The organism is Candidatus Tisiphia endosymbiont of Dascillus cervinus (genome assembly GCF_964026405.1).
Lineage (GTDB): Bacteria > Pseudomonadota > Alphaproteobacteria > Rickettsiales > Rickettsiaceae > Tisiphia.
Window position 1 is genome coordinate 947912 of record NZ_OZ032146.1, and the last position, 14692, is coordinate 962603.

General features: G+C 34.0%; 9 protein-coding genes and 4 pseudogenes. 12 read left to right on the forward strand and 1 reads right to left on the reverse strand.

Annotation, left to right across the window (positions count from 1 at the left end; genetic code table 11):
- The first annotated feature begins 46 nt into the window (after positions 1–46).
- The 12 genes and pseudogenes from AAGD19_RS04640 to AAGD19_RS04695 all read left to right on the forward strand — a co-directional run bounded on the left by AAGD19_RS04640 (position 47) and on the right by AAGD19_RS04695 (position 13691).
- Entirely contained in the window at positions 47–1030 is a 984-nt protein-coding gene (locus AAGD19_RS04640) for a transposase (protein WP_341747233.1), read from the forward strand.
- 61 nt (positions 1031–1091) lie between these two features.
- A complete protein-coding gene (locus AAGD19_RS04645; RefSeq protein WP_341747338.1) occupies positions 1092–1592 on the forward strand; it encodes a hypothetical protein in 501 nt (166 codons plus the stop codon).
- Between the two features lie 38 nt (positions 1593–1630).
- Positions 1631–2092: pseudogene (locus AAGD19_RS04650) on the forward strand (TraB/VirB10 family protein); the annotation flags it as partial.
- 195 nt (positions 2093–2287) lie between these two features.
- A pseudogene (locus AAGD19_RS04655) lies at positions 2288–4743 on the forward strand (TraC family protein); the annotation flags it as partial.
- A 5-nt stretch (positions 4744–4748) separates the two neighbouring features.
- Positions 4749–5321: a conjugal transfer protein gene (locus AAGD19_RS04660; RefSeq protein WP_341747339.1), complete on the forward strand. Its 573-nt coding sequence runs from the start codon at positions 4749–4751 to the stop codon at positions 5319–5321.
- A gap of 82 nt (positions 5322–5403) precedes the next feature.
- Positions 5404–6376: pseudogene (traU, locus tag AAGD19_RS04665) on the forward strand (conjugal transfer pilus assembly protein TraU).
- A 23-nt stretch (positions 6377–6399) separates the two neighbouring features.
- Positions 6400–6786, forward strand: coding sequence for a type-F conjugative transfer system pilin assembly protein TrbC (trbC, locus tag AAGD19_RS04670; protein ID WP_341747340.1), 387 nt, complete (start codon positions 6400–6402; stop codon positions 6784–6786).
- The gene (locus AAGD19_RS04675) at positions 6767–8575 is read left to right on the forward strand and encodes a conjugal transfer protein TraN (protein ID WP_341747341.1); all 1809 of its coding nucleotides are present in this window, start codon (positions 6767–6769) and stop codon (positions 8573–8575) included. The genes trbC and AAGD19_RS04675 overlap by 20 nt, the downstream gene beginning before the upstream one ends.
- 28 nt (positions 8576–8603) lie before the next feature.
- Positions 8604–9443: a conjugal transfer protein TraF gene (locus AAGD19_RS04680; protein WP_410520835.1), complete on the forward strand. Its 840-nt coding sequence runs from the start codon at positions 8604–8606 to the stop codon at positions 9441–9443.
- A 43-nt stretch (positions 9444–9486) separates the two neighbouring features.
- Positions 9487–10753 (forward strand): annotated as a pseudogene (locus tag AAGD19_RS04685) (conjugal transfer protein TraH).
- A gap of 84 nt (positions 10754–10837) precedes the next feature.
- Complete coding sequence (locus AAGD19_RS04690) at positions 10838–13558, forward strand: conjugal transfer protein TraG N-terminal domain-containing protein (RefSeq protein ID WP_341748462.1); 2721 nt, start codon at positions 10838–10840, stop codon at positions 13556–13558.
- The gene (locus AAGD19_RS04695; RefSeq protein ID WP_341747343.1) at positions 13548–13691 is read left to right on the forward strand and encodes a hypothetical protein; all 144 of its coding nucleotides are present in this window, start codon (positions 13548–13550) and stop codon (positions 13689–13691) included. Before AAGD19_RS04690 ends, AAGD19_RS04695 begins: the two co-directional genes overlap by 11 nt.
- Here AAGD19_RS04695 and AAGD19_RS04700 read toward each other — a convergent pair.
- Positions 13679–14662 (reverse strand): transposase, encoded by a 984-nt coding sequence (locus AAGD19_RS04700; RefSeq protein WP_341747233.1) that lies wholly within the window; start codon positions 14660–14662, stop codon positions 13679–13681. The genes AAGD19_RS04695 and AAGD19_RS04700 overlap by 13 nt on opposite strands.
- Between the last annotated feature and the right edge of the window lie 30 nt (positions 14663–14692).

Below are 14692 nucleotides of genomic sequence, written 5' to 3' on the forward strand. Positions count from 1 at the left end.
GCAAGCAATACCAGTTAATAGGACAGATTACTGTCAATTTCTAATAGTGAGTCAAAAGAATTATAGTTTGACCTACTATGCTGAACATGCCAAAAAATGTAGCCATGATGTTATTAATAGATTTTTAAAAAATGAAAAATATACACCTTCTTTGTTATGGGAACATATTAAGGATGATGTTATTTTATCGCCTAACGGATATACAATATTTGATGATACGGTGTTAAATAAAAGAAATACCAAGAAAATAGAAATTGCTAGATCACAGTACAGTGGGGCTACAGGTGGTATTACTACTGGTATAGGAGTAGTAAGTTTGGTATATTATAATCCGGATATTAATAAGTTTTGGGTAATAGATTACCGAATTTTTTCGCCCGAACATGATGGAGCGACAAAAGTAGAACACCTATTAAATATGTTAAATAATGCTGTGTATAGCAAAAAGATTCCTTTTCAAACTGTGCTTTTTGACACATGGTATGCTACGCATAAAATTATGCAACATGTTGATTCCTTGGGTAAATATTATTATGCTCCTATTAAAGCAAATAGAAACGTTACTAAAACTTCCTCTTCTAAGCCTTATAAAGCTGTTAGCAAGTTAACGTTTTCAGATGAGGAAATTAAGAGCGGAGTGGAGATTCATATAAAGGGCTTTGCAAAAGATAAGCATGTTAATTTGTTTAAACTTACTGTTTCTACCAACAGAGTTGATTATATTGTTACCAATAACAAAACTCAAAAATCTTCTAAAGCCGTACAAGATGAGTGTGGCTTTCGTTGGGTAATTGAGAGCATGCATAGAGAAATCAAGCAACTTACCGGTATAGAACGATGCCAATGCAGAAAACAACGCATCCAGCGTAATCACATTAGTTGTGCATTTTTAGTGTGGGCTTTTCTAAAAAGAACTGCACACAAAATAGGTAAGACGGTTTATCAAATAAAGTTAGGGCTTTTAGATCATTATATGCAACAGCAGTTACGTTCACCCTCTTTACGCTATTTAGAACCTTACATAGCGTAAGTTTTGTAATAAAAGATTATCAGAATTTATAGATATCATTAGCAAACAACCTATAATTTCCTTGTCCTGTATAGGAATAATAGCCATCTTAATATTTTATTATTTTTCTGAAAGTAAAGTAGAGAATATAGCAAGTCTTGAAAAAGATCGTAAGTCACGAGCTGAGATGTCTGGAATAGAGAAGGCAATAGATCCAAGAGCTAGATGGACAGAAGAAGTGTTAAATGAAGTAAAAGATATGAAAAATCGTTTAGAGAGTTTAATAGAAAATAAATATTTAGAAACTAAAAATACAATTGATGATGTTCAGCAAAAATTGGAATTATTAGAAAGTAAGGCTCATGAGGAGACTATATTATATGATGGTAATAGTTTTAATAATAATCAGCAAGTACAAGATTTAACAAATGAGCAACATGAACAAATAGTAGCAGATTTACCAGCAAAAAGACAATTTGGATATGTTAAAAGAGCTGAGTATCAAGTAAAAAAAGATGTTAAGGATTATATCACCACTGGCAGTTTTGCTAGGGGAGTCTTACTAACTGGAGCAGTAGTATAGGTACTGGTACTAATAATGCTGCAGCCCCTGAACCAATAATGCTTAGGTTAGTCGATACAGCTATTTTTTCGAAAGGCAATAAGACAGAACAAATAAAGGAGGCTATTCTCATCGGTTCTTGTAGTGGAGATATTTCATCAGAAAGGGCTAAATGTCGCTTAGAAACTGTCTCACTGCTAAATTGTAACGGTGATATTATTGAAAAGTCAGTAGAAGGCTGGATAATAGGGGAGGATGGTAGACCTGGCATTAAAGGAGTAGTAGTAGATAGATCATCTGACGTAGCAAGAATGGCAGTACTTAATGGTGTACTTGGTGGTATAGCTCAGTTTTTCCAGAACCAGGCAACCAGTGGTATGTTTCCAATATCACCGATTACTGGTCATCAGAATGCTTTAAAAGCCAAAGATGCACTAAAAGGTGGTATCTATGCAGGAGCTGGTAATGCTTTAGAGAAATTAGCTGATTTTGCTATTAAACGGGCTGAATCAATGAGTCCAGTAATTGTCGTGGCTTCTGGTAGAGTGGTCGATGTGGTGTTTAGAAAAGGTTTTGATTTAAAACAAGATGATGCAAGTCAAAATGTCAATAGATTATTACCACCAACTACTACTGATTATTCTCAAAATGGTACAAATTATCAGCATTATAGTAATTTTAATAAGGTTAAAAATTTTTCTAAAGTTCCTTCTAAACTACAAGAGCATTTTGTCTATGAATCATATGACCAAGATTCTGGGCTATTCTTCAATAGAGGATCAGTAGGGTTTGTCTTACTGGGCTGGCCACTAGTTGGTACTAGTGTACAAGCTCAAGGAGAAATTGCTGAGTTTTTGAAGAATGATGAAAATTTACCAGATGGCAGTAGTTTACAAGTATTAATGATTGGTTCTGATGATATTGAGCATTTTTTAACTAATTGGCAATTACATAGGAAAGGTGAAATTTTTATTGAACTAGCTAAAAAGAGAACGGAGTTTTTACAGAAAAAAGCACAAGAGAACGGAACTGTAAAAGATGTAGTGTTGTTAATCTCAGTTACTATTCCTACCTTAAAGCACAATATTGAGATCAATGAAATGGTAAGGAGACGAGAAGTTTTAAGTCAATTGGTCTAATAACTGAAAATGTTGATGCAAAAATATTATTAAAGTTTATTCGGATAATATTTGGCTTATCTGCAAACGAACAAGCAGAATTAAATCCTTATGAGATATTAGCAGAGCAGATTTTGCCAAGCAACTTTTCTTTGTTTGAAAAACAAGATTATGTAAGTCTTAATGATAATCAAATATTCATTAGCTTAGAAGCCGGTAAAAGACCAACAGAGTGGAGATTATCATCCATGGATTTATTTTTAGGCAATGAAATGAGACGGGATGAATATATAAAATCAAATTTTTTAATTCATTTTGGTTTGCAAATCTTACCTAAGCAAATGGTAGCTAGAACAGCTGCCATTACCAAAAGAGAAGCATTAGAGAGGAATATTGCAGCTGGCATGGCAAAATTTTTTCCTGATCTTCAACATGAAGCAGAGGATTTAGGCAGTGCAGTCTCCTACTTACAAACTGGTGATAGAGTAGTAAATATTCATCTAAATGTTATAATGTGGGATAAAAAGGAAAAAGCTAAACAATCAGCATCTCAGTTTTGCTCAATGTTACGCCGTAGTGGTTGGTATTTTGTTCCTTGTAAATATGATCATTTAGCAGTAGTGCTAGCATCAATGCCAATGCAATTAGTGGAGGAAATGCCATATTCCATAACTAATAGGTTTAATAAGATATTTGGCTCAAGAATAGGAGGATTAGGAGTAGCCTTAAGCTCTCTTGGTCGAGGTAAAAAAACTATTTCATCAGAAAGTAAAGTGTTACTACCGATAGTCGGTGAATGGAAAGGCGATTTAAGCTCTCCTGGTATGTTACTAACTGGTAGGCGGGGTCAGATTATGTATTGGTCTCCTTTTGGTTCTGCTTTACTACCTACAGTAAAATCACAGAGTACAGCTCCTAATGAAAATTTTAACTTATGTATAGCAGGAGTTCCAGGTTCAGGTAAATCAGTATTTATGCAAGAATTAATGTTGTCGATTTTAGGAGTAGGAGGTAAAGTATTTGTCCTTGATTATGGTAGATCATTTAAAAGAACATGCTTAATTCTAGCAGGTAATTACATAGAATTTGATACAAAAAATCCCATTTCTATCAATCCATTTTCCGAAGTAGCAGAGGATGATAGTAGCAAAGCACTTGAAGCACGAGCTGATTTTCTAGCAAGTTTTCCATCGATATTAGCGACCATGGCAGCTCCACAATATGGCACTAGTGATTTACAACAACCAATGCTGCAAAAGGCATTAATTGCCGTTTGGCAAGCCAAGGGTAGTAGTGCAGAAATCACTGATATTGCTGACTGGTTGTTGCTACGAGAAGAATCATATGCTCAGGAACTGGGTAATATGTTGTTTCCATTCACTAAAGATGGTCAATATGGTAAATTTTTCAGTGGCAAGGCTAAATTATCACTCAATTCTGATGTAGTAGTAATCGAAACTGATCATTTACGCAGTAGTCCAGAATTACTGGTAGTAATAGTTCAGATAATGATTGTTCACATTAACCAAACAATGGTGAAAGGCAGTAGAGATAGACCATTTTTGATTATGATTGATGAAGCATGGAAATTGCTAGCTGGCAAACGTTCAGGAGAATTTATTGAAGAAGTAGGCAGAATAGCCAGGAAATATAATGGTTCAATTACTCTAGCTACCCAACAACTAACAGATTATTTTCGTACAGAAGGCTCTGCTGCTGAGAAAGCATTTGAGAATTCATCACATAAAGTAATTTTAAAACAAAATCCGGAAGTCTTTAAGGCAATGCGTGCTAACCCTAAACTTGCGGGTTTTGTTGATGAGGATTGGAAGATAAATTTGCTACAATCTATTCATTCCAATCCACCGCATTATAGTGAAGCAGCCATTTATAGTCCTAATGTTACAGGAGTTATTGGTAGATTGATAATTGATCCATTTACCTTGTTACTGACTTCAACTAATGCTAGGGACTATCAAGCAATAGAAGATCGTATGCAGCAAGGAATGAGTGTTACAAAGGCAATTGATGATATTTTAACCGAGAGAGGATGACTCAAGTGAGTTTTAGTCTAGTGAGACTGATCTTAAGTTTTTGCTTTAGTACTATAGTTGTTTCTAATAGTTTAGCAGAGGATAATAGAACAATAATAAAAGATTATGGGGTTAGAGGTCATACTTTTCCAATCATTGAACAATCATTACTTGAAGTTATTATGACAAAACTTACATTAGCAAAACAAAAGGGTTTATTAGATAAAATGCAAGATGAATTTAAAAAAAAAGTAAAGGAGAAAGTAGCAAGACCTACTGCTATATTAGGGTTACATAAAGCGACCAAGGATAGAAGTTGGACTTATGATCCAACTTTTACACAAAAAACCAGCATAAAAGACCAAAATGGTAGAATAATAGTGCCAGCTGCTACTCGCGTTAATCCATTAGATAGTGTAAGTTGGGGTGAACCACTAATTTTAATTGATGGTGATGATCAAAGTCAGGTAGTTTGGGCTAAATCACAACAAGGAATAATAGTGTTAACCAATGGTAGTCCTATGGAATTAGGTAAAAAGCTAGGTCAGGATATTTACTTTGATCAGGGTGGAATGTTAATTGAACGTTTTAAGATTTAAGCAGTACCAGCAATTGTGGTGCAAGATGGTAAAAGACTCAGGATTAAGGAAATTAATATTAACTGAATACATATAGAATTATATGACTAAAAGATTAATAATAATTTTATTATTCTTAACATCGACCAATTGTTACGCAGCAATTGGTTGCGTAGGAAGATTTGTTAATCCTATCACTGATGTTTGTTGGAAATGCTTATTCCCCATTACCATAGCAGGAGTGAAAATAGCTGGTAGTCCTATGGCTGATACAAAGTCCCCTAGCAATATATTATGTTTTTGTCCAAGACCAGGTATCCCTGTGCCAGTACCGGGTATTCCAATTGGCTTTTGGGAGCCAGTAAGGTTAGTCGATGTTACTAAATCACCAATGTGTATTGTTAGTCTTGGTGGCATGCAATTGGGGACAAGTAGTCAAAGAGGAGTAAAAGATGATATAGAAGGTACAGCCTTTTATCACGTCCATTGGTATATTTATCCAGTAATGTATTGGTTAGAAATCTTACTTGATTTTGCTTGTTTAGAGATGTCAGGAGTAGATGTAGCATATCTCACTGAATTTGACCCATTGTGGGGGGATGATATGAAGTCAGCCATATTAAATCCAGAAGCGTTAATATTTGGTAATATTATTGCTCAGTCAGCTTGTATAGCTGATTGTATCAGTTGTAGTGCTGGGCAATTATCAAATGATGGAATGTTTTGGTGTGCTGGTTGTCAGGGTTCACTTTACCCATTTACTGGAACAACAGGACATCATAATGGCGGGGTAGGAACTTCAGTGTTGATAGTCTCAAAATTCATGGCAAAAGTTACATAGGCAGTTAATGTTGTGGGGTTATATAGGCACAGAAGGATTATGCGGTAAATATCCAATGCCAATAATTCAGAAGAGCCAATATCGCTTGCAGATGACTTATCCAATACCAGAAACTAGCTCTTGTAAAAAGATTGGCGAGACAGAGATACTATGGCAAACTGGACGGGAATTTCCTCTTAAGGGTGAGGATTTTGGTTACTTGATTTGGCGTCGTAGGGATTGTTGTATGTTTTGATTAAGGAAATTTGAGGCAGTATCATGAAACATTTTATAATACTAACATTACTAGGTTTGTTGTTAAGTAGTTTTAATATTGCAGCACAATCCCAAATTTATATTTTTGTATCATTTTCTATGAATGACCAAGCACTGAAAAGTTATTATTTAGAAGCACAAAAAATAGGGGCTATTTTAGTAATGCGAGGATTAAAAGATAATTCGTTTTTTGAAACTAAAGCAAAGGTTGATAAACTTGGTATTAGTTTTAACATTGATCCAAATTTGTTTAAGCAATATCAAGTAACAATGATACCAGCAATAATAGTTGATGACGGTCAGGGGTTGATCAAAAAATTGACAGGTCATATACCTTTACTGAAAGCTATAGAGATCATGGAGAAAAATATTGGGAAAAACTTGTCGTAATTGGTTAATAGTTATTATGGTTATTTTATGGTCAATGATCAAAGATTTAAATTGTACTTTAGCATATGGCATGCAAAATAGTTACAATCAGGCAGAGCAATATAGAAACAGCTTAAGGCTTGGTAATCCTGATCAAACTGGTAATAAGGTAATATTTGATAAAGATGCTAATGTATCAAACTTAACTAACATGAGAGATCATGATTTAACCAATAGAGGTGGGCATATTATAAATAATAGTGAAGAAGGTAAGCTGTTGCAGCAGATGGAGATGAAGAAAATTGATGCCATGCAACAATATGATTTGAACACTAACAATCCTTTACTAATTAACTCACAGAAAATTGAAGCTGATCCGTTAAGACATACTGAAGGTAGCTTTAGTTCCAGTGAAACAATTAGCAAAACCAAGATTAGTAAAAGCTGCAAGGAAGGTGTTGAGTTTGAGATAGATATCATCAAACAATTAGTCGTAGAATGTGGATTATTTGAAGGATGGGGAGAGTGGCAAGAACGAAGTATGCCGATAAGCGAGGATGATATTGATAATACTTGGACTGAACTAAAAACTAAGGAATATTATTACGATAAAGATAATTGGTGGAGAGCAGAATATCATAGAATAAAGGAAGAAGATGGTAATGTACAACAACAATTAAGAGCGATGATTGCAACTCAACAACATATCTTACTCGAAAATATTGGTGAGGTAAAAGTTGGATATAGTGATGAGGTAACATATATATTTCATCGTATAACCACGCCTATTGCTACGGCACTTAATTATAAGTATCGAGAAAAAATAAAAGAATTTAAAGAAAAAGGCGAATATTGGCAAGTTATCACTGAAGAAGCAGAAAAATTAGCAGAAGAGAATGAATGTCATGAAATAAGCCGAAGATGTCTTGAAAGTGGCAATAAGACATTTTGTGATAAATATATTATAAGCCGCCCATGTTGGAAGGAACAAATTGGTTATCAATGTTATTCTGAACCACAAGATGGTTGTAAACATTTAAAATCCCAAGGATGCCAATTAGAAAATAGTAATTGTTTAAAAAGAACCGGTAATATCTGCTTATTATGGCAAAAAAATTACACATGTTTTGGAGAGAAAAGAGAGATAAGTTCTTCTTTAAAAGGTGCAACTATTTTCTGTCTTGGTGGAGATTGTCATACACCTACTATTGAGCAAAATAATGACATATCAAATGTTGGTTATTTAGCCATGTTAAATGAGATGAAGAAAGATATGCAAACTAATCCGATTTATGTCTTTCAAGGAGAATCAAATGGCTGTCGGAAAAATATTATTAATTTCCTTAATTGTTGTTCATCGATGAAAGGTTGGGGAAAGGATTTGGGACTAGCTAGATGCAAAGCAGGGGAAAAAGCTCTTGCCTTAAAGCGAGAGAAAGGACAATGCCATTTTATCGGCACTTATTGCAGCGAGCGAGATCCAATATTTAAGAAATGTTTAACTAAAAAGTCGACTTATTGTTGTTTTAACTCCAAGCTTGCACGGGTTTTTCAAGAGCAAGGTAAAAGACAGCTTGGTATTGGTTTTGGCTCCAGCGAATATCCAAATTGTCGTGGATTTACCGTAGATGAATTACAAAGAATAGATTTTTCAAAGTTTGATTTAGAAGAATTATTTGCTGATTTATTGATAGAAGCTAAAAATAAGATGGGCAAAAGTTTTCCACAGCAGCTGAATAATCAAATGCCGGTAATACAGAAGCAAATACCTGTTAATGGTAAGAATCATAACCCTAACCTATCATATTGAGGGGTTAAAGTGGGTAATTATGTGTACAATAATGAATTGGTTCATAAAAATAATAGCTGTTTTGACTTTAATCAATTATTGGCAGACAGAATTATTGGCTGATACAACAGAGATAGAAAATACAATGCTGATGCAAAAAGAAAATGACAGTAAAGATTGGTTAAACAAACCACAAGGGTTCTTGTGGTATAATGAGAAACAAATGCAAGAATCACCATCACATTCTAAGTCAAAATTATCATCGGAAGTCAAACAAGAACCTCATGATCAAAGAATAGAAGCTCTAAAGCAGCAATTTAACAGATCTCAACGTATAGCACTGGATAATCCAACTTTAGAGAATGTAATCAAGGCTCAAAGATTGCAAAAAATAATAATGGAGAAGTCACAAAAATTTGCTGCTATGTGGCAATTAGCAACTTTAATTGATCCTAGTTTAACTAACGCTAACGAACCAGTTAACAGCTTACATAAAAGATTATATCAAGAATTACTTGAGCAAAATAATGGTCAAAAGTTACAGAGTTGGGGACTGATTTTACAGGTAAATAACAAGTGTCCTTATTGTCATGCTTTCGTTCCTATTGTTCATCAATTTGCCAATAAATATGGTTTTCAGTTATTGTTGGTCTCTAACAGTGGTGCGAATTTCCAAAATATTAAGACTACAGCAGATACAGGATTATTACAAGCTTTAAATCCTGAAAATGTTGTGCCGGTATTATACTTGGTTTCTGATAATGGCAAGAGGATATATCCAATTGCTAGAAGTTTGGTTTCTGATGATAAAATAATAGAAAATATTATAGCAATTGATCTGCATTATCAAAATTTAGCAAAAAGTAAAAATAATGGTAAAAAATATTAGTTTAGCTATTAGTGTTAATTATTATTTTAGTATAATAGTCATAATGTGGTTGATTAATGTACCTATTGCTTTAGCGTGGAATATCGGGGATGTGTTTCAAGGAATGAGTACTAATGTTACTAAGCCAGGTTCTTACCAAGACCAAGCGGCTGGTTATTATGCTGCGGGAGGATTATCGATGCGAACTAGTAAAACATCCTTTAATCCCATTTCAATGACTGCACCATCTTTGAGCATGAGCTGTAATGGTATAGATGCCTACCTTGGTAGTTTCTCTATTATTTCAGGTGATGAACTAATACAGTTGATGAAAAATATTGGTGCACAATCTAAACCATATGTATTTTCATTGGGTATGAAAACATTTGCTCCACAAATAGAGAATTCCTTAAAAGATTTTCGCAATCTCGCTATGGAAATGAATCAATTTGCCAAAGGCGATTGTGAGATAACGAAAGCGATTTTTGCTTCCGTCCTGCCAAAAAATTCAGCTATGCGAGAATCAGTTTGTAAAGATATGCAAGCACAATCTGGTATGGATTATTTTGATGCTGGTAAGAGATGTCGTAATGACTTAGAGCAGAAACAAGCATTGCAACAAGCACAAAATAAAAACCCTGAGTTAATGTTAGAAGATTATAATATTTTTATCAAAGCGGCAGAAAAAGCTGGTATTCCATTAGATATGCGTAGTTCAATTATGTCGATGACTGGTACTATTGTCGTTAAAAATAAAAATGTCTATTTTTTTGATTCTTTAGCAAAAGATGAGAAAAGTTGGATTACACATCTTAAAGGTGGAGAATCTGCGTCAATTTATGCTTGTGATAATAGTAGTTGTTTGAATCCAACATTACAGCGGAATATTAGTATTCTAACTGAGCAATCTTATCAAGGTAAAGCAAAAACCAAGCTGGATGGTCTAAAAAGCAAATTAGCAAGTAATAGTGAGTTTAACAACATAGATATAATGTTCTTGTCCTCAATAGGTGAAGCATTTCCTATTTATGATTATATTACTTTAGAATCAATTTCAGGAATAACTATTTTAGATAGTTCATCAGAATTAATTGCCAGTTATAGTTTATTGCAGCATTTGAAAGAAATAATATCTGAAGTACGTAAAGCAGTAACTCTGCTACAAACTAAGCAAGTTGCAGATCAACATTTAGTGGAATATTTAAAAGCCTTGGATCGAGTGCAACTTTTTGCTCAAGAGAAATGGAGTAACATGCTGACAAGTAGCAATCAGATAGATAGAAGAGCCAGACTGATAGAACAAACATCTAATGGTAAAAGAACGGAGCTAAAATGAAGCTGTCATTGCGAGAAGGTGCAAAGCACCGCCGAAGCAACCTAAAGTAGCTCCTCGCAATGACACTAATTTGGATAAAATTATGGATTACGTAATACATACATTTGGTGGTGGAGATATATTATGGCATATATTTAATGGCATAGGTAGAGTATTTGCTTCAGATAGCGAATATTTTACCCCGGTAGGTAAGTTTGCTTTAACCTTGGGAGGTATTTGGGCTGCAACTAGAGCTATTTTTAAAGGCAATATTGGTATTTTTGCCATGGAGTGGTTTTTTCCATCTTTTTTTATTTTTATTTTTTTATTCACGCCAAAAGCCACTATATGGTTAAAAGATGAGGTATCAATGAATGCTCCTGTTAAAATTGATAATATTCCAATTGGCATTGCTTTTTTTGCTTCCAGTGCATCAAAAATCAGTTATTCTTTATCAGAGATGCTAGAAAAGCATCTTTTGCCTGCAGATGAGGGATTATCTAATAGAAAAAATGGTATTATGTTTGGTGCTAAAGCTATAGGTAAAATCAAAGATATCCAAATAGAAGATCCAATAACTTTAACCAATAGTAAAGAGTTTTTACGACAATGTTTTATAAAACCTTATGTTATCGGTAATATTTTAGGTAAAAAAGGAGCAGCACAAAAAACAAACGATATAATTGGTTTTATAGAACAAAACATGCCAAATAATTTTGGTATTTATTATAAAGATCCAAGTAATTCTGCTATTAGTTTTAAAAATTGTAGGCAAGTAACGCCATTAATCAAGGCAGCTATTAATAAAGAGTTACATGAAGGATTACTAACTAAATTTGCCTCTAGCATAGGGGTGCAATCTGATAGACCAGAACAGTTAAACCAAAGATTAAAAGCTATGACCGGCGATACGCTGAAATATCTCAAAAAGGAACAAACAGATATTCATCAATGGATGAAACAAGCAATGTTGTTAAATGCTAATCGGGAATCATATGATGATTGGCGGGAAAAGTTCTCGCTAGCTAGAATATATCCGCAATTAGTATCAATGAACGCCACTAGAGGCTTATTTCAACAATTATTTTCCTATTTAGTAGCCGGAGAAATGGCAGCAACTATTATGCCAATATTGCAGTCAGTATTTTTTGCACTTGTGACCTGCATGATCTTTATAGTATTTCCAATGTCAATGCTGCCGGGTGGCTTTAATATCCTAAAAACCTGGTTATTATTGATAATCTGGGTTGCTAGTTGGTCAGTATTTTTTACCATCATTCATTGTTTGGGAATGATTAGTTTAGCTGGTAAATCTAGCTCTAGTGGATTAACTGGTTTAAATATCTTATCCCAAGGAAGTTTTTCTGAAATGATACTGCATAGTTACGCTACCTTCCAGATGTTAGCTACTTGCGTCCCCATGTTATCTTGGGCAGTATTAAAGGGATGTGTTCACGCTACCACCACGCTTGCTAACCAATTTTCCCCAATATCAGTGGCAAGTGGCATAGGAGCAAACATTGCTGATAATAATATTTCCATGGATAACTATAATATCGGCAATAGAACAATTGCCCAGCAGAGTTTAACCCCAACTCTACAAATGGCAGGAGGTATTATAGATGATGGAGGCATGAGAGTTACCAGCACCGATAGTGGCAAGCAAATGCTTACTGAGTCAGTAGATTCACTGGTAAATAATTATCGCTCCTCTAAATTATTACAAGATAGCTATCAAAGTCAGTTTACCAACTCACAAAGCTATCTTGATGGATTAACTGATAGGTACAGTGATCTGACAACAACAGGAGAATCTTTAGCAACTGAGATAGGTAAGAGATTAAGTTATGAGGAAGCTAAATCTATAGGAATTACTGATAGTCAGTATTTAGCCCTGCAGCAAACGAATTCAGATAGCGAGTCTGCTACAGAACATACTTCTAATAGCAATAGAAAAGGAACTAGTACTAATGCAGAGGCAAGTATAGGTGGAAATGTTGGGATAGGCATAGGAGTTAAGGTTGGATCAGAAAATAGACATGAGCAAGATCAAGGAAAAACCGTAAATCAGCAACAATCATATAATGAAGCGTTATCGAAAATTAAGAGTGCTACTAAAGAAGGCAGACTTAATCAATCTAACAGTGACGTGCAATCACTAAGTAATAATCTTAATAGTAACTTCTCTGAGCAACAATCTGTTGGACAAGAAATAGCTAGAACTAAACAAAATATGGAGCAGCTTAGTTATAATGTGAATTATGTATCACAAAACTCTGCTTCAATTGACCGTAATTTAAATGAACCAGTACTGGACAGCATAGTAGCAAAAAATATTCCTGGAGTTACCAGTAAAGAGCAAGCAGCTAGATGGGCAAGTACGCACCAAAAAGAAGCAGAGCAAATAGCTTTAGATATAGCTAAAATTAATAATATTGTACCTAAAGCTCTTAGTTCTAACAGTAGTAGTAATATTCCATCTAAACAAGAACTACGATTAGCTTTTGATAAAAATACCAAGCAATTAAATGATCAAGCTATTATTGATAATAGAAAAAATGACATTTATGATAAGAGTGTAGAACAAGTGCTGATAAATAATACAACTGAATATGAAGGAGAAAAAGTAAAAACTCTTAATCAGTTACCTGATAAAATAAAAGATAAAACTCAGCAAATTCAGGATGAATTTAATAAGGTTTCAGACTCTACAATTGTTAGAACCGCCCAGCAAGTAGCAGATAATCTTGAAATCAGTCAAGAAGCTATTAAGAAGAGAAATATAAAACTACTAGGATATAAAAATGATGATGAAAATTAATAAACATTATGGAGATAAATTTATGTTAAATATCAAGAAGTTGATAGTCATGGCTATTTTACCATTAATGTTTTCCAGTACTGTTGTGGCAAAAGCTTTAAATCATTCTATTAACAAAACTTACGCTATGTAAGGTTCTAAATAGCGTAAAGAGGGTGAACGTAACTGCTGTTGCATATAATGATCTAAAAGCCCTAACTTTATTTGATAAACCGTCTTACCTATTTTGTGTGCAGTTCTTTTTAGAAAAGCCCACACTAAAAATGCACAACTAATGTGATTACGCTGGATGCGTTGTTTTCTGCATTGGCATCGTTCTATACCGGTAAGTTGCTTGATTTCTCTATGCATGCTCTCAATTACCCAACGAAAGCCACACTCATCTTGTACGGCTTTAGAAGATTTTTGAGTTTTGTTATTGGTAACAATATAATCAACTCTGTTGGTAGAAACAGTAAGTTTAAACAAATTAACATGCTTATCTTTTGCAAAGCCCTTTATATGAATCTCCACTCCGCTCTTAATTTCCTCATCTGAAAACGTTAACTTGCTAACAGCTTTATAAGGCTTAGAAGAGGAAGTTTTAGTAACGTTTCTATTTGCTTTAATAGGAGCATAATAATATTTACCCAAGGAATCAACATGTTGCATAATTTTATGCGTAGCATACCATGTGTCAAAAAGCACAGTTTGAAAAGGAATCTTTTTGCTATACACAGCATTATTTAACATATTTAATAGGTGTTCTACTTTTGTCGCTCCATCATGTTCGGGCGAAAAAATTCGGTAATCTATTACCCAAAACTTATTAATATCCGGATTATAATATACCAAACTTACTACTCCTATACCAGTAGTAATACCACCTGTAGCCCCACTGTACTGTGATCTAGCAATTTCTATTTTCTTGGTATTTCTTTTATTTAACACCGTATCATCAAATATTGTATATCCGTTAGGCGATAAAATAACATCATCCTTAATATGTTCCCATAACAAAGAAGGTGTATATTTTTCATTTTTTAAAAATCTATTAATAACATCATGGCTACATTTTTTGGCATGTTCAGCATAGTAGGTCAAACTATAATTCTTTTGACTCACTATTAGAAATTGACAGTAATCTGTCCTATT

Coding starts and splice junctions, on each gene's coding strand:
- trbC (WP_341747340.1), top strand. CDS start 6,400: ATGAAACATTTTATAATACTAACATTACTAGGTTTGTTGTTAAGTAGT.
- AAGD19_RS04695 (WP_341747343.1), top strand. CDS start 13,548: ATGAAAATTAATAAACATTATGGAGATAAATTTATGTTAAATATCAAG.